The organism is Massilia sp. BHUDP2 (assembly GCF_046236355.1).
In the GTDB taxonomy this organism is placed as follows: domain Bacteria; phylum Pseudomonadota; class Gammaproteobacteria; order Burkholderiales; family Burkholderiaceae_D; genus Telluria; species Telluria varians.
On the sequence record NZ_JBJUVW010000003.1, the window covers coordinates 85,410 to 104,045 of the forward strand.

Consider the following 18,636-nt stretch of genomic DNA (forward strand, 5'->3'; position numbering starts at 1 on the left):
TATACCCGGCAGGCAGGTTTGCCTGCGACCGTAACGCCGCCCACGCGTTCAATCAGGCTATGAATAGCCGCGCTGGCTGCTCGACAGGGAGTTGAACGCGTGGGCGGCGCTCATGGACCGGATGATCCACTTACGAGGTGGAGCCGCCCACCCTACGGACCACGACAGCTCAAGCGTCGCCCGTCCCCGCCTGCAGCATGTCGATCAGCGCCCGCGTCGACCTGACTCTCCCCATGCGCGGGAAGATGTCCTTGCAGGCGAAATGGTGCGCCTCGGCTTCCATGCTGGTCATCGCATCCTCCGCGAACACCAGCTTGTAATTGCGATCAAAAGCCGCACGCGCCGTCGATTCGACGCCGAAGTTGGTCGCAATACCGCCGAGCACCAGGGTATCGATCGCGCGCCGCCTCAGCAGCTGGTCCAGCTCGGTGCCGTAGAAGGCGCCCCACTGGCGCTTGATGACCACGATGTCGCTCGCCTCCACGTCGGCCATCGGCGCCAGCTCCGATGCATCGTAGGGCGGCGCGGCGGCGCCGGGCGGGCGCATCGGGGCGTCGGCCAACGGCGACGGCAATTCGTTCACCAGCACCCGCACGTACACGATCATCGCACCGCGGTTGCGCATTTCCTGCGCCAGCAGCACGCAATTGCCGACGGCCTGCTCGGCGGTATAAGGGACCAGCTCGCGCCTGACATTGCTGTTCTGCAAATCGATCAACACCAGGGCCGTGCGCGCCAGGTTCAGGGATTGTTCGGTCATGGCATCCTCCTGCGTGCAGTATTCACCGCAGTATTCCTGAATTGCGCCCGCTCCGGCGCACAGGGCTACAATGGCCCGAACCCATCCATCTGGAGAAAGCATGCACCGTCGCCACTTCATCCGCCTTTCATCGCTCGCTGCGGGCGCCGCCCTGTTGTCCGGCTGCGCCGCCATCGCCAACCTGAGCACCGGCCCGCTGATCGCGCGCCACGTCCCCAAGGATTACAGCGGCGTGGTCGCCGTGCGCAAGGATGCGGCGTCACCCCTGGTGGTCCATGCCAGCGGCCTGGCCCTGCGCGAAGAGAAGCAGCCCGTCACCAAGGACACCCGCTTCCTGGTCGGCTCGATGACGAAATGGATCACCGCCGTCACCGTGCTGCGCCTGGCCGACATGGGCACGCTCGACCTCGATGCGCCGATTTCGCGCCACCTGCCGGAACTGCCGGCGGCGAACGGCGCCGTCACCCTGCGCCAGCTGATGTCGAACCGCAGCGGCATTCCGAACGGCCTGGCGGAAGCCCTGCGCAAGGACCGTGCAGTCGAAAAGCTCGAGATCGGCCCAGTCGAGGCGGCCCTGCGCTTCGGCGCCGGCGCCCCCAGCGCGGCCCCGGGCGAGAAATGGGATTATTCGTTCACCAACTGGATCCTGGTCGCGGCGGTCGTCGAACGCGCCCGCAAGGAGCCGTTTACGGAAACCGTGGAAGAACTGGTGCTGGCGCCGAGCGGCGTGAAGGACACCAGTTTCGCCGCCACCGGCTACGAGGACGAAGTGGGCATGGCCGTTGCCTATAACGCCGAAGGCCAGCGCAAGACCTCGTCCGTGCCGCCGATGATCGCGGCCAGCGGCACCCTGTACAGCACCGCGGGCGACCTGGTCGCGATCGCAGACACGGTCTACCGCGGCAAGCTGCTGTCGGACAAGGCGCGCAAGGCGCTGTCCACCGTGGTGGTGCCGACGGAAGACTATGCGCTGGGTGGGAAGGTGAAAACCGTGAGCACGAAAAACGGCGCCCGCTCCCTTGCGTGGGAAGCGGGCGCCATCGGGGCCTACAAGACGCTGCTGGCCTACGACCCGGCGGACGGCCGGGTCGTGGTCCTGCTGAACAACACCGACATGCCGCAGTCGGAACAGGCGAGGATCGCCACCGCGCTGTTCCAGGACATATGACGTTTACTGAATCGGCTTGCCGTCCACGTCGATCTTGCGGACCTCGCCGATGTTCAGCGCACGGATGCCCGGCTCGATCTTGCTCAGGTCACCGACCACCACCCACACCAGGCGGTCCGGCGTGAAGCTGCGCGCCGCTAGTGCATTGGCCTGCTCCGGGGACAGCGACAAGACCTTCTGGGTGTAGGTGTTGTAGTAGTCTTCCGGCAGGCCGTACTGCACGATGTTGGTATAGGCGCTGGTCAGCTGGCCGGCCGTCTCGAAGCCGCCCGGCAGGCCGAGCGTGTTGTTGTCGACCGCGGCCTTGAGCTCTTCCACCGTGATCGGCTTGCCGCCGGCGATGTCGCGGTACTCGCGTACCAGTTCCTGCATCGCTTCACGGGTCTTGTCGGTCTGCACCGGCGAGACGCTCATGAACGCACGCTGGCCGATCGCCGGCTGCAGCGAGCTGCGCACGCCATAGGACCAGTGCTTGTCTTCGCGCAGGTTCATGTTGATGCGCGAATTGAAGGAGCCGCCGAACAGGTGGTTGACGATTTCCAGCGGCAGCGCGTCCTCGTGCTTGCGCGGCACGGCCAGCTGGGCGCCGACGATCACGCTCTGCAGCGCGCCCGGACGGTCGACCAGGTAGACCACGTTCTTGCCAGGTGCGGCGACTTCGTTCAGCACCTTCTTCGGCACCTCGCCCGCCTTCCAACCGGCGAAGGCTTTCTCCAGCATCGGCTTGACCTCGGCCAGCGTGGTGTCGCCCACCACCAGCAGGGTGGCGTTGTTCGGCTTGAACCAGGTGGCGTGGTACTTGACCAGGTCGTCGCGGGTCATGCGCTTGACCGCTTCTTCAGTGCCGGTGCCGGTGAAGGGCTTGGCATACGGGTGGTCCTGGCCGTACAGGATGCTCGGCAGCACGCGCATCGCCATCGTCTGCGGCACGGTCTTCTCGCGTGCGATCGCGGCCAGGCGGTCCTTCTGCAGGCGCTCGAACTCGTTCTGCGGGAAGGACGGATTCAGCACCAGGTCCGCGTACAAGCTCAGCGCCTGCGGCATGGTGGCCTTGAGCGTGTTCATGTACACGATGCCGCTGTCCAGGTTGGCGCCGGCGCCGAAGTTCGTGCCCAGGCTCTCGAAGGCTTCGCCGATCTCGAGCGACTTGCGGGTTTTGGTGCCCTCTTCGAGCATGCGCATGGCCAGGCTTGCGACGCCCGGCTTGTCCGCCGCGTCCGAGGCATAACCGCTGTCCACCAGCATCTGGAAGTTCACAACCGGCGCGTCATGGCGCTCCGCCAGCACGATCTTCAGGCCGTTCGACAGGGTGGCCTTCTGCATTTCCGGCAGCTTCAGTGCCATCGGCTTGCCGATGGCCGGTTCCTTGCTGCGGTCCACGCCCGGCGCGCCCGCGGCCAGGCCGGTCGGGTAGGGATCGACCTGCAGGACGAAGTCGCCGGTGCTGAGCCAGTCGTTCATGGCCTTCTTCACGCTTGCCGGGGTGGCGGCCTTGATGCGTTCCAGGTAAACCTTGTAGCAGTCCGGATTGCCGGTATAGGTCTGGCACGAGGCCAGCAGGTCGCTCTTGCCGCCGAAGCCGCCGACCCGCTCGATCATGCGGGTGTACTGGGCCAGGATGGTGGTCTTGGCCAGGCGCAGTTCGCTTTCCGTCGGACCGTTCTTCATCAGGGCCTGCAGTTCTTCGTCGGCGATGCGCTCCATCTTCGCCACGTCGGCGCCCGGACGCGCGGTCAGGGTAATGTCGAACTGGCCGCCGATTTCCGAGGCGTCGTCGCTGGCGGATGCGCTGGTGGCCAGCTGGTCCTTGTAGACCAGGCGCTTGTACAGGCGCGAGGTCTTGCCGCCACCCAGCACCAGGGCCGCCAGGTCGAGCTGCGCTTCTTCCGGCGTGTGCGCGCCCGGCACGTTCCAGGTACGGTAGATGCGCGTCTGCGTCACGCGGTCCTGCGCCACCGTGCGGTGGGTGCCGGTGCGCTTGGCGATCCAGGCCTGGTGCTTGGCCAGCGGCGGGCCCGGCGGAATGTGGCCGTAGTACTGTTCGACCTTCTGGCGCGCCACTTCCGGGCTGATGTCGCCGGACAGCACCAGCACCGTGTTGTTCGGGCCGTAGTTGGTCTTGAACCAGTCCTGTACGTCGGTCATCGAGGCCGCGTCCAGGTCTTCCATCTTGCCGATCACGGTCCAGGAATACGGGTGGCCGACCGGGTAGGTATTGGTCACCAGCAGTTCGTAGGCCAGGCCGTAGGGCTGGTTCTCGCGCTGGCGCTTCTCGTTCTGCACGACGCCGCGCTGCAAGTCGAGCGTCTTCTTGTCGACGGTGCCGAGCAGGTGGCCCATGCGGTCGCTTTCGGCGAACAGCGCATAGTCCAGCATCGAGGTCGGCACGTTCTGGAAGTAGTTGGTGCGGTCCTGGTTGGTGGTGCCGTTCAGGTCGGTCGCACCGATGCCCTGCAGCGCGCTCAGGTAGGTCTTCTTGAAGTTGTCGCTGCCGCCGAACATCAGGTGTTCGAACAGGTGCGCGAAGCCGGTCTTGCCCGGCTTTTCATTCTTGGACCCGACGTGGTACCAGGTGTTGATCGCCACCACCGGGGTCTTGCGGTCCTCGTGGACCAGCACCGTCAGCCCGTTCTTCAGGGTGAACTTGGTGTACTTGATGTCGGGGATCGGGATGTCGGGCGTGCTGGCCGCGGACTTGCTTGGGGCCGGGGCTGCCTGGGTGGCGGATACGCCAGTGGCCAGCGCGAGCGCGACGGCCATCTGGAGAGTGCGACGAACGGATACTGCCATTGCTACTCCTCCAAAGGAAACGGCGGGTTGCCGATCCTTGCATTCTAGGCAGCTTTTGTTATTGCAACAAAGAACTAATTGCGCATGGAGGAGGAATCCATGCGCACTGCATCACGTTGTGGGATGTTTACTGCGGCACGATCCGCAGCAGGCTGCCCTTGGCCTCGTCGGTGATCGCATACAGGTGCCCGTCCGGCCCCTGGCGCACGTCGCGCACGCGCTTGCCGATGTCCAGGCGCTCCTGCTTGACCACCTTGCCCTGGGCATCGAATGCCACGCGGCGGATGTCCTCGGTGGCCAGCCCGCCCGAGAACAGGCTGCCGCGCCAGGCCGGGAAGGCCGAGCCGGTGTACCAGGTGAGGCCCGAGGCCCCGGTGGACGGCGTCCACACGACCAGCGGATTCACCATGCCCGCGACCACGCGCTTGCCGATCGGTTCGCGGGTCTTGTAGTCCAGGCCATAGCTTTGCAGCGGCCAGCCGTAGTTCTTGCCGCCTTCGATCAGGTTGATCTCGTCGCCGCCGCGCGGGCCATGCTCGCTGGCCCACACGCGGCCCTGCGGGTCGACGGTCATGCCCTGGATATTGCGGTGGCCGATGCTCCACAGCTCAGGCAGCGCGCCCTTCTGCGCGGCCAGCGGATTGTTCGGCGCCGCCTGGCCCTCGCTCGTCAGGCGCAGGATCGAACCATTGTGGCTGCCTACGTTCTGGGCCTGGTCGCGCGCCAGCATGTTGCCGACGCGCGCGGGCGGGTTGCCGCCGTCGCCGATACTCATCAGGATCGTGCCGTCCTTCAGGAACACGATGCGCGAGCCGAAGTGCTGGCCGCCGCTCTTGGTAGGCGAGGCCTTGAAGATCGTCTTGATGGCGTGGACGCGCTTGCCGTCGAAGACACCCTGCACCAGTGCCGTCGAATTCGCGTCCCCGGTGCCGCTGGCCATGGTCATGTAGATGCGCGGGTTCGGGCCCTTGTCGGACGGGTGCACGGCGATGTCGAGCAGGCCGCCCTGCCCTTCCGTGAACAGCGCGGGCAAGCCTTCGACCGGGATGGCCTGGACGCGCTTGCCGTCGACCAGGTGCAGCGAGCCCTTCTTGCCGGTGACCAGCATGCGGCCGTCGGCCAGCCAGGTCATGGCCCAGGGCTGCGGCAGGCTATCCGCCACGGTCTCGACTTTCCAGCCCTTGGCGGCCGGCGGCTCCGCCACCGGTTCGACTTCCTGCGCCACGCTACTCGAGCACGCCAAGGTGATCAGGGTGGCAACGGACACGGCAATTCCTTGATAAGTCGTCATTAAAATATCTCCCGGGATTGGTCAAAGCATTAATAAAGTGGCCTTTTTACCGCATTTTCCTGCATTTTCTCTGCACGTTTAACACAAGAGGCGTAGAATTTACGTTTGAGAGAAACTCACCATAAGGATCTCCCACGATGATGCAACGCCGCGCATTCCTGAAGTCCTCCCTCCTCCTCGCAGCACCCACCCTCAGCATCCCAGCTCTTGCCAAAACAGCACAACCCGCCACCGGCGAACGTGTCCTGCGTCTGTATAACACGCATACCGGCGAAAAGCTGAAGAGCACCTTCTGGGCCGAGGGCGAGTTTATCCCCGATGCGATGAAGGACATCAACAAGGTGCTGCGCGACCATCGCAACAACAAGGTCGCCCAGATGGACCCGGAACTCCTGCTGCTGCTCACCCAGCTCAACGACAGGCTGGAGAACAACCGTGAACTGCACATCATTTCCGGCTACCGCTCGCCGGAGTCGAACGCCAAGCTGCACGCCGCCAGCGGCGGCGTCGCCAAGCGCAGCCTGCACATGGATGCCAAGGCGATCGACATCCGCCTGCCGGGCAAGGACCTGAAGATGCTGCACAAGGCGGCCATGTCCCTCAAGGGCGGCGGCGTCGGCTACTACGCCAGCTCGCAGTTCGTCCACATGGACACCGGCCGCGTCCGTTACTGGTAAGGCCATGACGCGGCTCCTGGTCCGCGTCGTCCTCGGCCTGGCCGTCCTGGCCGGGCCTTCGAGCGCCCTGGCGCAAGCCGCCGGGCAGCCCGCGACCGTCAAGGTGCAATCCACCCGCGACCCGGTCGACAAATCCTACAGAAAAATGATCAAGGGCATGGAACGCTTCGCACGCGAACGTGCCCTGGCGCCCACGGCGCCGCTGCGCTTCCAGCTGCTGCCGCGCCTGCCGACTGTCGACATGACGGGCATCAGCCTGCGCATCGCGGGCGATACGGTCAGCGTGCCGGTCGAGGTGGCGCCGGACAACAGCTTCGTCCTGCCGCGTAACGAGACCGCGCTGCGCGAGGACGCGGCCGTGGTCGCCAACCGCAAGACCACCAGCATGACCTGGCGCGCGCAGATCATCACGCCCGGCCTGCCCGCCGACACGCGGCGCCTGGGCGACATGCGCCTCGAATGCCTGGTGGGTGTCGAAGCCGGACTGGTGTCCAACAGCTCTCCGCTGTTCGGCTGGATCTCCAACGCCCTGACCACGCCCGAACAGGTGTGCAACAGCCCGAATGGCAATTACCTGTTCTTCGCCGAACGGCCGGTGTTTTCGGTGCGCCTGCGCGCCGTGAATGGGACACATGAGCGGGTCGAGACCCTGCCCTTCAACATGCTGTATGCGGGTGGAGAGCAGAGCAAGGCCGACTTGCAGTACTGCGACTGCCAGGTCATGCTGGACCGCACCTTCTATGCGCCGATCTGGGACAAGTCCTGGCCGGACGATACGCTGGTGGAGTTCGAGTACATGCAGGATGCGCCATGAAGCGGGCCCTGTTCGCGGCGCTCCTGCTGGCCGGCTGCGCCACCACGCCGGCGCCGCCCGGCACCCAGGTGGCGGCCGAACGCCTGCAGCAGGCCGTCGTTCCGGGCATGACCACCAAGGCGCAGCTGCTGGCGGCCTTTGGGCCCACCAAGAGCGTGGTATTCGACAGCGGTTACGAGGCCTGGGTCTACCAGTCGCCTGCGGGGAATGGACGATTCAGCGAGTTCGTCGTGCTCATCAACCCTGCCGGCGTCGTCACGAGGACCCGCACGCGCCCGCCGGGCTAGGCGCCCTGCTCCTTATCCTCGCCCTTGCCCCTGGCCTCGACATGCTTGATGCCGCGCCTGGCAAGGCCTTCCCTCAGCAGGAATTCGATTTCCGCGTTCACGCTGCGCAGATCGCGGGCGGCGAGGCGTTGCAACTCCTCCCACAAGGCCGGGTCTATCCGTAGAGGAAACGCTTTTTTGCCAGGACTTGCCATGCTCTTCAGGTGCTAGTTATACAGTGTGCCCGTGTTGACGATCGGCTGGGTTTCCTTGTCCGAACACAGCACCACGAGCAGGTTGCTGACCATGGCCGCCTTGCGTTCGTCGTCGAGCTCGACGATGCCCCGCTCGGACAATCCCCTCAGCGCCGCTTCGACCATGCTGACGGCGCCGTGCACGATCTTGGCGCGGGCGCTGATGATCGCCTCGGCCTGCTGGCGACGCAGCATGACCTGCGCAATCTCGGCAGCATATGCCAAATGGGTGAGCTTTGCATCGAGCACCTCGACACCCGCCGCTTCGAAACGCGCCTGCAGCTCGCGCTGGAGGGCGTCGGCCACCACGTCCATGCCGGCGCGCAGCGTGGTTTCGCCTTCCGGCAGGTCCTCGCCTTCGTCGTAGGCATATTGCGAGGCCAGGTGGCGCAGCGCGGCTTCCGCCTGGATCGAGACGTAGCGCTCGAAGTCATCCACGTCGAACACGGCCTGGGCGGTGTCGCGCACGCGCCAGACGACGGCCGCGCTGATCTCGACCGGATTGCCGCGCTTGTCGTTGACCTTCAGCGTCGGGGCGTTGAAATTGCGGGCACGCAGCGACAGGCGCCGCTTCTTATAGAGCGGAAAGGCCCAGCGCAGGCCTTCGCTGCGGTCGGTGCCGATGTACTTGCCGAACAGGGTCAGGATGGCGCTTTCGTTCGGCTGGAGCATGAACAGGCCGCCCAGGCAGACGGCGGAGAACAGGCCCATCGCGAAACTCAGCAGGATCGAGGGAAACTCCCCTGTCCCAAACAGGAAGAGGGCAGCCAGCAGCAGGACAACGCCGGCAGCGGCTGCCAGGTAACCATTCACGGATGAGAACGCCTTTTCGTGGCGCGTATGTGCTGCGTGCATGCTCGACTCCCCTCAGAAAGTAACATCAAAGTGATATCACTTTAGGATCACCAGAAATTATTGTCAAGCAATTCCGAGAAGCTTTATGACATCCTGCAAGCGTAGTAGAGTTGCATGTCCCGATGACCGAATGCCGACATGCCGCACCAGCCTGCCCTCTCCCTCGTATTGAGCCTCCTGCTCGCCACCTCCGCCCAGGCTCAGGGCCTGTCCGCCACCGAACAGCGCATCCTCGAGGAGGTCAAGGCCTGGCAGCCCGAGGCCATCGGGCTGCTCGAGCGCAGCGCCCGCATCAACAGCGGCACCTTCAACCTGGCCGGCGTGCGCGCCACCGGCGAGGTGTTTCGCAAGGAACTGGAAGCCCTGGGCTTCAAGACCGTCTGGATCGACATGCCGCGCGAGATGGGGCGCGCCGGTCACCTGGTCGCCAACCGCAGCGGCAAGCAGGGCAAGCGCCTGCTGCTGCTCGGCCACCTCGACACCGTGTTCGAACCCGATGCGCCCGCCCCGCTGTGGGAACGCGAGAACGCCACCACGGCACGCGGCCAGGGCGTGGGCGACATGAAGGGCGGGAACGTGGTCGCGATTGCGGCCCTGCGCGCCCTGCACCGCGCCGGGGCGCTCGAGAACACTACCATCACCGTGGTGTTCACCGGCGACGAGGAAGAAGCCGGCCACCCGCGCGAAGTCTCGCGCCGCGACATGATCGAGCTGGCCAAACTGAGCGATGTGGCGCTCAGCTTCGAAGGCGCCGTCACCGGTCCGGATGGCCAGCCGATGGCGACCGTCGGGCGCCGCGCCACCGCCTTCTTCGACCTCGACGTCAAGGGCCGGCAAGGCCACTCGCAGGGCGTGTTCGGCCCCGCCGGCTACGGCGCCGTGTACGAGGCCGCGCGCATCCTCGACGGCTTCCGCCAGCAGGTGGTGGAGCCGGGCCTGACCTTCAATCCGGGCGTGATCCTGGGCGGCACCGACGTCACGCTCGACGAGGCCAATGCGAAAGGCACGGCCGCCGGCAAGACCAACGTCGTCGCCAACACGGTGACCGTGCGCGGCGACCTGCGCTACCTCGACTACGCCCAGCGCGACCGCGCCCACGCGCGCATGCGCGAGATCGTCGCGCAAAGCCTGCCGGGCGCCGGCGCCACGATCGCTTTCCGCGATTCCTATCCGCCGATGGCGGTCACGCCGGGCAACCTGAAGCTGCTCGACCTGTATTCGCAGGCCAGCCTGGATGCCGGCCTGGGCGCGGTCGGCGCGGTGCCGGCCACCATGCGCGGCGCCGGCGACATCCAGTTCGTCGCCCCCCTCATCGACAGCCTCGATGGCCTGGGCGCCAGCGGGGGCGCGGCCCATTCGCCCAACGAGCGCGTCGACCTCACTTCCCTGGAGCGCTCGGCGATCCGCGCCGCACTGTTGATGTACCGCCTGACGCGTTAGATGCCCCGCACGGCTGGCGAAATTCGATGGCAAAGCCAGCCGCTTCGCTGCAGAATAGGCTTGCCGGAGCATTCGAGCCCATCCAGGAGGCTGTCATGCGTGCGTGGACATATCTGCTGATCCTTATTTCCTTCTGCATGAGCGCCTGCGGCGGAGGCGGCGGCAACCCCGGCACCACCGGCCCCACCCCGACGCCGCCGACCGCCACCACCGGTTCGCTGGCGATCACCACCAGCGGCCTGCCCGCCGGCGTGAACGCCTCGGTGCGCGTCAACGGCCCCGCCAATTACCAGCAAGACCTGACTGGCTCGCAAACCCTGTCGAATCTCGCGCCCGGCAGCTACAACCTCGCCGCCGCCCCCGTGACCGCCGGCGGCGTAACCTACACGCCCTCGCCCGCCTCGCAAAGCGCCGTCGTCAGCGCCGGCGCCACTGCCAGCGCCACGGTGGCGTATGCGAACGCGCCGGTGAACATCGCGCTGAGCCAGGTGGCGGCCCAGCTCGACAACCCGACCTACCTCACCGCCCCGGCGGGCGACACGCGCCTGTTCATCGTCGAGCGGGCCGGACGCATCCGCATCGTCGACAACGGCACGACGCTTACCGCGCCCTTCCTCGACATCAGCGGCCGCGTCTTCACCGGCGGCGAAGGCGGCCTGCTGTCGATGGCCTTCGACCCGCAGTTTTCCAGCAACCGCTACTTCTACCTCTACTACACCGACCCGCAGCAGAACATCGTCATCGAGCGCTTCAGCCGGGGCGCCAATCCCAACCTGGCCGACCCGACCTCGGGTCTGGTCATCATCCGCATCCCGCACCCCGGTTTCACCAACCATTTCGGCGGCCAGGTCGCCTTCGGCCCGGACGGCAACCTGTACCTGGCCACCGGCGACGGCGGCGGCGCGGGCGACCCGAACCGCAACGGCCAGAACCTGAACTCCCTGCTCGGCAAGCTGCTGCGGATCGACGTGCGCAACGCCACTGCCGCCCAGCCCTACGCGATCCCGGCCGGCAATCCCTATATCAACCAGGCGGGGCGGCGCGCCGAGATCTGGGCGGCCGGGCTGCGCAATCCCTGGCGCTTCGCATTCGACGGCAGCCAGCTCTACCTGAGCGACGTCGGCCAGGACCGGCGCGAAGAGGTCAATATCGGCCCAGTGTCCGCGGCAGGGCTCAACTACGGCTGGAATACGATGGAAGGCACGCTGTGCTACAACGCCGCCAGCTGCGAGCGCAGCGGCCTGACCCTGCCGGTCTTCGAATACGACCATGGCAGCAACGACGCCAACGGCTGCTCCATCACGGGCGGCTTCGTCTACCGCGGCAGCGCCATTCCCGGGCTGGAGGGACGCTATTTCTATTCCGATTACTGCCGCGGATTCCTGAAGAGTTTCCTCGCCGGCGGCGGCAGTGTCAGCGAGCAGCGCGACTGGAGCGTGGGCGACATCGGCAACGTGGTCTCCTTCGGGCAGGACGGCCAGGGCGAGTTGTATCTCATGACGTCGCGCGGCATCGTCTATAGAATTGGACCTTCCGCCAACCCATGAGCGATTCATGCGCTTAAAATAGAGAGATGGCACGCTTACAACTTACCTTCCCCGAAGACCAGTTCTACTATTCCACCCCGATGTCGGTACGCGTGACCGACATCAATGCGGGCAACCACCTCGGCAACGACTCGATGATCTCCATGATCTCCGAGGCACGGGCGCGCTTCCTGTTCGAGTTCGGCGTCGCCGAGACCGAGCGCGACGGCACCGGCATCATCGTCACCGACCTGGCCACGACCTACCGCGCAGAAGCGCATGCGCGCGACCAGCTGCTGTTCGAGGTGGGGGTCATGGACTTCAACAAGTACGGCGGCGATATCATCTTCCGCATCACGCGCCCGCGCGACCGCAAGCTGATCGCCATGGCCAAGCAGGGCTTCGTCTTCTTCAACTACAAGTCCAGCCAGGTCGTAATGATGCCCGAGGAGTTCCGCGGCAAGTTCGACCGGGTCAACTGGATCGACTGAGAAGGCTGGCCCGGCAATCGGGCCCAGCTTTTCGGGCCGGGGCTCTCCCGGCCTATCCCCTTTCCAAGCCTGGCCTGCCAGGGCTCGTCGTCATTTTCCAAAATAGTTGGAACTTTTCCGCTGCCTCGGCGGAATACAGGTAAGAGATGACGACCATGACCACGATCACCCCCGACACCGCCGACCACGAACTGCTGCGCCTGACGCATGCGGGCCGCGCCGACGCCTTCACGGCGCTGTACCGGCGCCACCAGGGTCCGCTGTACCGCTACGCGCTGATGCGCTGCGGGTCCGCGGACATGGCGGCCGACGTGGTGCAGGAAGCCTTCATGGGCCTGCTCACGAAGCGTTTCGGCTTCGATCCGCTACGCGGCCAGCTGCAGCATTTCCTGTTCGGCGTGGCGCGCAATGTGATCCTGAAGCTGGAGGAAGCGCGCCGGCGCCACGTGGCGCTGCCGGAGCCGCGGGTGGACGAGGACCAGGACGGCGAGCTGGAGCTCGACCTCGCCTGCGAAGGCGCCGAGCCGCTTGCCCGCCTGCTGGGCAACGAGGCGGCCGAGGAAGTGCGGCGCGCACTCAGCCTGCTGCCGGCGCACTACCGTGACGTGGTCATCCTGTTTGAACTGCATGAACTGTCGTACCAGGAGATCGCCGCGGTCTGCCAGGTGGATATCGGCACCGTGCGCTCGCGCCTGTCGCGCGGCCGGGCGGCCCTGGCCAAGCGCCTGCAGGCGCATGCACCAGGCGCATGCCTCGCGAATTGATGGAGTAGATGATGGATACCAAGGACAAGCAAGACGAACTGGCCCCCTGCTTTGCCGCGCTGCGCAGCGAGCTGGCCGGCATCGACACCCCGCGCTGCGTCGAGAAGGAACTGCTGCAGGCCTTCGAGCGCCAGTTCGCACCGACGAAGCGCCGCTGGTACCAGGCCCTGAGCCTGCCCCAATGGGGCACCGCCGGCGCCCTGTGCTCACTGACGGTGGTCGTGCTGCTGCTGGCGCATTCGCCGCACCAGGCCGTGAGCGTGAGCAGCCAGCCCCTGGTCAGCTTCGACAGCGGCGGCGCCTTCGTCGCCCTCGATTCGCTCGAGCGGATCGAGGCCGAACCCGATGCGCGGCTGGTCGAGACCGAGGTGCCGCGCACCGCGCTGGCGCCGCTCGGCGTGCCGGTCAGCCCGGAAAACGCGGCCGACACCGTGCGGGCCGAGATGCTTATCGCCGCCGACGGCCATCCGCTGGCCGTGCGGCTCAGTTCCACCAACTAGGCCCAACGATCTTTACCCACACGAGGACATGACATGAACAAGAAGATTCTGCTTGCAGCACTGCTGGCCTGCGCCTTCGCCCCGGCCCTGGCCGGTGAGATGGGCTTCGACGAAGAACAGGTCGTCGAGCGCCGCATCGTCACCCGCACCGGCGGCGAACTGCAGGCCGGCCACCCCGACGCCATGAACTTCGTCGATGCCGTGGGCGGCGGCGCCACGATGGTGCACATGTCGCGTGCCCGCGTGGTCAAGAATGCGCCCTACAGCGCCGAGATGGTGTCGGAGCGCACCCAGACCCTGGGCGATGGCAACCAGATCGTGCGCAAGACCAGCACGATGAGCTACCGCGACAGCGCCGGCCGCACCCGCACCGAGGTGCGCGGCGAAGACGGCGAACTGCGCACCGTGATGATCCACGACCCGGTGGAAGGGGTGCGCTATGTCCTGCGTCCGCGCGACAAGACCGCGATCAAGGTCTCGGCGCCGAACGGCGCGGCGATGGCCGCCGTGCGTGAACAGGCTCGCGCCGCCGCCGCTGCCTCGGCCGCCGAGGCGCGCGTGGCCGGCGCCCAGGCCCGCCTCGCCGCCGACCAGGCGCGCATCAAGATCGAGGAATTGCGCCGCGAAGGCAAGCTGCCGGAAGGCGAACGCTTCATCATCAAGCAGGTCGAGCGCTCCGGCAGCAAGGCCGGCGAACACAAGGACGTGCAGATCCGCATCGCCCAGGTGGCGGGACCGCAGGCGGCGGCGCGCGTGGCGCCGGTGCTCGCCGGCGCGCTCGGCGACCACAAATGGGCCGGCAAGGCGGAAACCAAAGACCTCGGCACCCGCGAATTCAACGGCGTGAAGGCCACCGGCGTGCAGCGCAGCTACGAGATCCCCGCCGGCGAGATCGGCAACCGCAGCCCGATCGTCGTCAGCACCGAGACCTGGACCGCGCCGGAACTCCAGGCCGTGGTGTACCAGAAGCGCAGCGACCCGCGCAGCGGCGAATTCGTCTACCGCGCCGACAACCTGAAGCGCGAGGAGCCTGCCGCGGCCCTGTTCACCGTGCCCTCGGACTACACGGTGAAGGATTCGGCGGCGCTGGCCAGGGAAGCGGCCGAGAAAGCGGCTGCGGCGCGCGCGAAGGCCGGCAGGAACGGCTGATCGGCCTACGAAATAAAACCGGCGCGTCGGTTCACCGAGGCGCCGGTTGGTGGATCAGGAAACGATTAGGACTTCTTCTGCAGGATGGTCTTGTCGAACCACTCCTGGATCATGCGCTTCTCGAAGCGCCGGGGTTCGCTGTCGTGCAGGCGGCTGCCGCGCTGCAGGTAGTTCATGTCCGACAGCTTGGCCTGGCCGCTCTGGATCACCTGGCCGTTGGCGCTCAGGGTGTAGCGCAGTTCCATGACCGGCCAGTCCGCCATGCCTTTCAGCACGCGCAGGTCGTTCCCGCCGCGCGTGTTCGGGTATTCACGGCCGGCGAGGTCGATGTCGGTCACGTCCACCGTCAGCTCCTGCCCGGCCGGCAGCGACTTGCCCAGTTCGACAAAATAATCCGCCAGGTCTTCCAGCACTTCCTTGCGTTCCCATGGCGCGAACGGCAGGTCGGAGAACTTGTCGGACTCCACGTAATTGACGGTCACGCCCGCCGAGGCGGCGCCGGCACCCAGCGCGAGCAGGGCCGCGAGGGCCACTTTGCCAATCACCGTTTTCATTGCTTTCCCTTTCATTGTTCCGGACCCCTTCATGTTCCGAATATACGCCCTTTGCGCCGCCTTTCCAGTGCCGGATTGTCGGCGTTTTGTATCGAAATGTTAGGTCCGCAAGACAAATGGCTCCGGCAAATGGAAACGGCGCCTCGCGGCGCCGCATTTCCCCTGCCGGCATAGCGGTTCAGCCGGGCTTCTTGGTCAGGATGGTCTTCTTGAACCAGTCCTGCAGCATGCGCTTCTCGTAGCGCAGGTTGTCCATTTCCATGGACATCTTCACCTTGCGGTTCATGTAGCCCACGTCGGAAATCTGGGCGGTGCCGCTGTCGAACACCTGGCCCTTGCTGCTCAGCGCGTACTGCAGCTCGATCAGCGGCCAGTCGGACTTGCCCTCGAGGACGCGCATGTCGCCGCTGGCGCGCTGGCCCGGATACTCGCGGCCGGCCAGGTCGACGTTGTAGATATTGACGGTCAGGTCGGTACCAGCCGGCAAGTCCTCGCCCAGCTTCTTGATGTAGTCCGCCAGCTTGTTCAGGACATCCTTGCGTTCCCAGTCGCCGCTCGGGAGGTCCGCGAACTGCTCCATATTGACGTAGTTGACGGTCACTTCCGCCGAGGCGGTGCCAGCGCCCAGTGCGAGTGCGACCGCGAGAGCTGCTTTACCAACCACTTTTTTCATCTGTCCCCCTCCCTTTTACTGTTCAATATTCTTACCCGTCAATAAATATACGCCCTTTGTGTCCGCTTGCCACGCCTCTTTTGTGGAAGTTTTGCATCGAAGAGTTAGATTACGCACAGGGCATATGCCGGGCCCGGCCGACAATGAGGGGGAGGAGGTCGAACCATGCCCGAAGGACCGTCGCTATATATCTTGAAGGAGCTGGTCAGGGATTTCACCGGCCAGGAGATCGTCCGCGCCGACGGCAACGTCCGCGCCATCGATCCGGCGCGCCTGGTGGGCCAGCGGATCGAGGCCATCCACACCTGGGGCAAGCACCTGCTGATCGAGACGCCGGGCATGGTGGTGCGCGTCCACTTCCTGTTGTTCGGCACCTACCGCATCAACGAGTGGCGCGAGGAGAAGACCCCGCGCCTGTCCATCGAAACCGCCAACGGCAACGAGCTCAACCTCTATGCCTGCCAGGTCCGGGAGATCGACCGCGCCACGTATGAGGCCTACGATTTCAGTGCCGACGTCATGTCGGACGCCTGGGACCCGAAGCGGGCGCGCAAGAAGCTGCGCGCCCGGCCCGACATGCTGGCCTGCGACGCCCTGCTCGACCAGGACATCTTTTCGGGCGTCGGCAACATCATCAAGAACGAAGTCCTGTTCCGCATCCGCGTGCATCCGCTGTCGACGGTCGGCGCCCTCCCCGCGCCCAAGCTGCGTCTACTGGTCGACGAAGCCCGCCAATACTCCTTCGACTTCCTGGAATGGAAGCGTCAATACGTGCTCAAGCAGCATTGGCTGGCCCATGCAAAACGCATTTGCCCGCGCTGCAACATCCCTTTTTTGAAAGCCAATCTCGGGCGCAGCAACCGTCGCAGCTTCTACTGCGAGCGCTGCCAGAAACGCTACGACTAGGACATGGTTTCCGGCTGTGTGACATCGTTAACCAACACTTTTAATGTTGCCTGTTGTTAAGGACTGATGGTCGTACTACAATCGTTTTGACTTGCGGCTATGTCTTATACGTTTCCCGCCGCCAAACGTTGCGATTGATCAACCCGAGCAAACGGTAAGCCTATGTCCTTCCTCTCCAACGCGGCGCCAAAGTTGGCTCCATGGAAAGTCCTGCTGGTCGACGACGAGCCCGACATCCATGACATCACCAAGCTGACCCTGTCGCGCTTCCGCCTCGACGGCCGCGCGCTGCAGTTCCTGCACGCCTACAGCGGCGAGGAGGCCAAGGCGGTGCTGGCACGCGAGAAGGACGTCGCCCTGGTGTTCCTGGACGTGGTGATGGAGCGCGAGGACAGCGGCCTGGAAGTGGCGCGCTGGATGCGCCAGGACCTGGACAACCAGTTCACCCGCATCGTGCTGCGCACCGGCCAGCCGGGCCAGGCGCCGGAAGAGCGCGTGATCGTCGATTACGACATCAACGATTACAAGGAAAAGACCGAGCTCGATCGCACCAAGCTGTTCACCACCACCTTCGCCGCCCTGCGCGCCTACCGCGACATCATGAAGGTCGAGGATGCGCGCCGCGCGCAGCAGACCTACCGCGAAGGCCTGGAACGCGTGATCGCCGCCTCGACCCACATCTTCCAGCAGCGCAGCCTGAAGGATTTCGCCAACGGCCTGCTGCAACAGGTGGTGGCGCTGCTGCGCCTGGAGCAGAGCATGCTGCTGCGCCTGAAGGGCGCGAGCGTGATCACGGGCGAGAGCCAGTACGAAGTGCTGGCCCAGATCGGCGACATGGAAGGCCACGAGATCGGCCACGAGCTGGTGGCCCAGCTCGACGACGCGCGCCACAACCGCATTTCGCGCCTGCACGGCGACACCTATGTCGGCTACTTCCCGAACCGCACCGGCAAGGCCTCGCTGCTGGTGCTCAAGGGCGTGGAAGAGATCGCGGAGATCGACGCCCAGCTGCTCGAGGTGTTCTGCTCGGGCGTGGCGATCGCCTTCGACAACATCCTGCTGAACCAGGAGATCACCGATACCCAGGCGGAGCTGATCCTGCGCCTCGGCGACGTGGTCGAGTCGCGCTCGAACGAAGCCGGCAACCACGTGCGCCGCATGGCCCAGGTCTGCCACCTGCTGGCCCAGGCTTCCGGCATGCCGGAAGACGAAGTCGCGACCCTGATGCACGCCGCGCCGATGCACGACGTGGGCAAGATCGCCACCCCGGACGCGGTGCTGCTCAAGCCGGGCAAGCTGACCGAGGACGAATGGGAAGTGATGAAGCAGCACCCGACCGTGGGCCTGCAGATCCTGGACGGCTCGCAGCGCCCGATCCTGAAGGCCGCCGCCGTGATCGCCCACCAGCACCACGAGAAGTTCGACGGCAGCGGTTATCCGCAGGGCCTGCGCGGCGACGCCATCCACCCCTACGCCCGCATCGTGGCAGTGGCCGACGTGTTCGACGCCCTGAGCCACAAGCGCTGCTACAAGGACGCCTGGCCGGCCGCCAAGGTGACCGAGCACCTGCGCGAGGTGGCGGGGCATCACCTGGATCCGTATTACGTGGATTTGCTCATCAAGAATATGGACAAGGCGCTGGAAATCAACGCGGCTTGGCCGGATTGATTGGTTTTCGTAGGGTGGGCGGGGTAATTTCGGGCAATGCCCGGAATTACAAACGCCCACGCGGTCAACCCAAGCTAGATCTGCCGCACC

At 65.6% G+C, this 18,636-nt stretch carries 19 protein-coding genes; 12 read left to right on the forward strand and 7 right to left on the reverse strand.

What is annotated here, in order from left to right; genetic code table 11:
- Window positions 1–169: 169 nt before the first annotated feature.
- Window positions 170–760 (reverse strand): isochorismatase family protein, encoded by a 591-nt coding sequence (locus ACK6C6_RS17150; RefSeq protein ID WP_409268392.1) that lies wholly within the window; start codon window positions 758–760, stop codon window positions 170–172.
- Window positions 761–860: 100 nt separating this feature from the next.
- On the opposite strand from ACK6C6_RS17150, the gene ACK6C6_RS17155 reads away from it, so the two are divergent.
- Window positions 861–1,928 carry a serine hydrolase domain-containing protein gene (locus tag ACK6C6_RS17155; RefSeq protein WP_409268393.1) on the forward strand — a complete coding sequence of 356 codons (1,068 nt, stop codon included), beginning with the start codon at window positions 861–863 and terminating at the stop codon, window positions 1,926–1,928.
- A gap of 3 nt (window positions 1,929–1,931) precedes the next feature.
- On the opposite strand, the gene ACK6C6_RS17160 is transcribed toward ACK6C6_RS17155, so the two are convergent.
- Window positions 1,932–4,718, reverse strand: coding sequence for a M16 family metallopeptidase (locus ACK6C6_RS17160; RefSeq protein WP_409268394.1), 2,787 nt, complete (start codon window positions 4,716–4,718; stop codon window positions 1,932–1,934).
- 127 nt (window positions 4,719–4,845) lie between these two features.
- Complete coding sequence (locus ACK6C6_RS17165; protein WP_409268395.1) at window positions 4,846–5,985, reverse strand: PQQ-dependent sugar dehydrogenase; 1,140 nt, start codon at window positions 5,983–5,985, stop codon at window positions 4,846–4,848.
- A 161-nt stretch (window positions 5,986–6,146) separates the two neighbouring features.
- Here ACK6C6_RS17165 and ACK6C6_RS17170 point away from each other — a divergent pair, with 161 nt between their 5' ends.
- From ACK6C6_RS17170 to ACK6C6_RS17180, 3 genes are read left to right on the forward strand one after another with little or no spacing between them, the layout of a single operon-like run.
- Complete coding sequence (locus ACK6C6_RS17170; protein ID WP_027865613.1) at window positions 6,147–6,686, forward strand: DUF882 domain-containing protein; 540 nt, start codon at window positions 6,147–6,149, stop codon at window positions 6,684–6,686.
- 4 nt (window positions 6,687–6,690) lie between these two features.
- Entirely contained in the window at window positions 6,691–7,500 is an 810-nt protein-coding gene (locus ACK6C6_RS17175) for a hypothetical protein (RefSeq protein WP_409268396.1), read from the forward strand.
- Window positions 7,497–7,787: a hypothetical protein gene (locus ACK6C6_RS17180; protein ID WP_409268397.1), complete on the forward strand. Its 291-nt coding sequence runs from the start codon at window positions 7,497–7,499 to the stop codon at window positions 7,785–7,787. Before ACK6C6_RS17175 ends, ACK6C6_RS17180 begins: the two co-directional genes overlap by 4 nt.
- Here the strand turns inward: ACK6C6_RS17180 and ACK6C6_RS17185 are convergent.
- Together ACK6C6_RS17185 and ACK6C6_RS17190 are read right to left on the reverse strand one after the other, a co-directional pair.
- Window positions 7,784–7,981, reverse strand: coding sequence for a hypothetical protein (locus ACK6C6_RS17185; RefSeq protein ID WP_409268399.1), 198 nt, complete (start codon window positions 7,979–7,981; stop codon window positions 7,784–7,786). The genes ACK6C6_RS17180 and ACK6C6_RS17185 overlap by 4 nt on opposite strands.
- 12 nt (window positions 7,982–7,993) lie before the next feature.
- A complete protein-coding gene (locus ACK6C6_RS17190) occupies window positions 7,994–8,875 on the reverse strand; it encodes an SPFH domain-containing protein (RefSeq protein ID WP_209589257.1) in 882 nt (293 codons plus the stop codon).
- Between the two features lie 138 nt (window positions 8,876–9,013).
- Between ACK6C6_RS17190 and ACK6C6_RS17195 the strand changes: the two genes are divergently transcribed.
- From ACK6C6_RS17195 to ACK6C6_RS17220, 6 genes are all read left to right on the forward strand, one after another.
- Window positions 9,014–10,315: a M20/M25/M40 family metallo-hydrolase gene (locus tag ACK6C6_RS17195; protein WP_409268400.1), complete on the forward strand. Its 1,302-nt coding sequence runs from the start codon at window positions 9,014–9,016 to the stop codon at window positions 10,313–10,315.
- Window positions 10,316–10,410: 95 nt separating this feature from the next.
- The gene (locus ACK6C6_RS17200) at window positions 10,411–11,862 is read left to right on the forward strand and encodes a PQQ-dependent sugar dehydrogenase (protein WP_409268401.1); all 1,452 of its coding nucleotides are present in this window, start codon (window positions 10,411–10,413) and stop codon (window positions 11,860–11,862) included.
- A 26-nt stretch (window positions 11,863–11,888) separates the two neighbouring features.
- The gene (locus ACK6C6_RS17205; RefSeq protein ID WP_027865620.1) at window positions 11,889–12,332 is read left to right on the forward strand and encodes a thioesterase family protein; all 444 of its coding nucleotides are present in this window, start codon (window positions 11,889–11,891) and stop codon (window positions 12,330–12,332) included.
- A gap of 155 nt (window positions 12,333–12,487) precedes the next feature.
- Window positions 12,488–13,096: an RNA polymerase sigma factor gene (locus ACK6C6_RS17210; RefSeq protein ID WP_409268403.1), complete on the forward strand. Its 609-nt coding sequence runs from the start codon at window positions 12,488–12,490 to the stop codon at window positions 13,094–13,096.
- Window positions 13,097–13,104: 8 nt separating this feature from the next.
- Window positions 13,105–13,596, forward strand: coding sequence for a hypothetical protein (locus ACK6C6_RS17215; protein ID WP_409268404.1), 492 nt, complete (start codon window positions 13,105–13,107; stop codon window positions 13,594–13,596).
- Between the two features lie 33 nt (window positions 13,597–13,629).
- A complete protein-coding gene (locus ACK6C6_RS17220) occupies window positions 13,630–14,745 on the forward strand; it encodes a hypothetical protein (protein WP_409268405.1) in 1,116 nt (371 codons plus the stop codon).
- A 65-nt stretch (window positions 14,746–14,810) separates the two neighbouring features.
- On the opposite strand, the gene ACK6C6_RS17225 is transcribed toward ACK6C6_RS17220, so the two are convergent.
- Together ACK6C6_RS17225 and ACK6C6_RS17230 are read right to left on the reverse strand one after the other, a co-directional pair.
- Window positions 14,811–15,299, reverse strand: a complete 489-nt coding sequence (locus tag ACK6C6_RS17225) for a DUF3016 domain-containing protein (protein ID WP_027865623.1) — start codon at window positions 15,297–15,299, stop codon at window positions 14,811–14,813.
- A gap of 178 nt (window positions 15,300–15,477) precedes the next feature.
- Window positions 15,478–15,972, reverse strand: coding sequence for a DUF3016 domain-containing protein (locus tag ACK6C6_RS17230; protein ID WP_409268406.1), 495 nt, complete (start codon window positions 15,970–15,972; stop codon window positions 15,478–15,480).
- 165 nt (window positions 15,973–16,137) lie between these two features.
- Between ACK6C6_RS17230 and ACK6C6_RS17235 the strand changes: the two genes are divergently transcribed.
- Window positions 16,138–16,878, forward strand: coding sequence for a DNA-formamidopyrimidine glycosylase family protein (locus tag ACK6C6_RS17235; protein WP_409268408.1), 741 nt, complete (start codon window positions 16,138–16,140; stop codon window positions 16,876–16,878).
- A gap of 162 nt (window positions 16,879–17,040) precedes the next feature.
- Entirely contained in the window at window positions 17,041–18,546 is a 1,506-nt protein-coding gene (locus ACK6C6_RS17240; RefSeq protein WP_409268409.1) for an HD domain-containing phosphohydrolase, read from the forward strand.
- Window positions 18,547–18,636: the final 90 nt, after the last annotated feature.

Coding starts and splice junctions, on each gene's coding strand:
- ACK6C6_RS17200 (WP_409268401.1), top strand. CDS start 10,411: ATGCGTGCGTGGACATATCTGCTGATCCTTATTTCCTTCTGCATGAGC.
- ACK6C6_RS17185 (WP_409268399.1), bottom strand. CDS start 7,981: ATGGCAAGTCCTGGCAAAAAAGCGTTTCCTCTACGGATAGACCCGGCC.
- ACK6C6_RS17240 (WP_409268409.1), top strand. CDS start 17,041: ATGTCCTTCCTCTCCAACGCGGCGCCAAAGTTGGCTCCATGGAAAGTC.
- ACK6C6_RS17210 (WP_409268403.1), top strand. CDS start 12,488: ATGACCACGATCACCCCCGACACCGCCGACCACGAACTGCTGCGCCTG.
- ACK6C6_RS17225 (WP_027865623.1), bottom strand. CDS start 15,299: ATGAAAACGGTGATTGGCAAAGTGGCCCTCGCGGCCCTGCTCGCGCTG.
- ACK6C6_RS17155 (WP_409268393.1), top strand. CDS start 861: ATGCACCGTCGCCACTTCATCCGCCTTTCATCGCTCGCTGCGGGCGCC.
- ACK6C6_RS17220 (WP_409268405.1), top strand. CDS start 13,630: ATGAACAAGAAGATTCTGCTTGCAGCACTGCTGGCCTGCGCCTTCGCC.
- ACK6C6_RS17170 (WP_027865613.1), top strand. CDS start 6,147: ATGATGCAACGCCGCGCATTCCTGAAGTCCTCCCTCCTCCTCGCAGCA.
- ACK6C6_RS17150 (WP_409268392.1), bottom strand. CDS start 760: ATGACCGAACAATCCCTGAACCTGGCGCGCACGGCCCTGGTGTTGATC.
- ACK6C6_RS17230 (WP_409268406.1), bottom strand. CDS start 15,972: ATGAAAAAAGTGGTTGGTAAAGCAGCTCTCGCGGTCGCACTCGCACTG.
- ACK6C6_RS17190 (WP_209589257.1), bottom strand. CDS start 8,875: ATGCACGCAGCACATACGCGCCACGAAAAGGCGTTCTCATCCGTGAAT.
- ACK6C6_RS17195 (WP_409268400.1), top strand. CDS start 9,014: ATGCCGCACCAGCCTGCCCTCTCCCTCGTATTGAGCCTCCTGCTCGCC.
- ACK6C6_RS17180 (WP_409268397.1), top strand. CDS start 7,497: ATGAAGCGGGCCCTGTTCGCGGCGCTCCTGCTGGCCGGCTGCGCCACC.
- ACK6C6_RS17175 (WP_409268396.1), top strand. CDS start 6,691: ATGACGCGGCTCCTGGTCCGCGTCGTCCTCGGCCTGGCCGTCCTGGCC.
- ACK6C6_RS17160 (WP_409268394.1), bottom strand. CDS start 4,718: ATGGCAGTATCCGTTCGTCGCACTCTCCAGATGGCCGTCGCGCTCGCG.
- ACK6C6_RS17235 (WP_409268408.1), top strand. CDS start 16,138: ATGCCCGAAGGACCGTCGCTATATATCTTGAAGGAGCTGGTCAGGGAT.
- ACK6C6_RS17215 (WP_409268404.1), top strand. CDS start 13,105: ATGATGGATACCAAGGACAAGCAAGACGAACTGGCCCCCTGCTTTGCC.
- ACK6C6_RS17205 (WP_027865620.1), top strand. CDS start 11,889: ATGGCACGCTTACAACTTACCTTCCCCGAAGACCAGTTCTACTATTCC.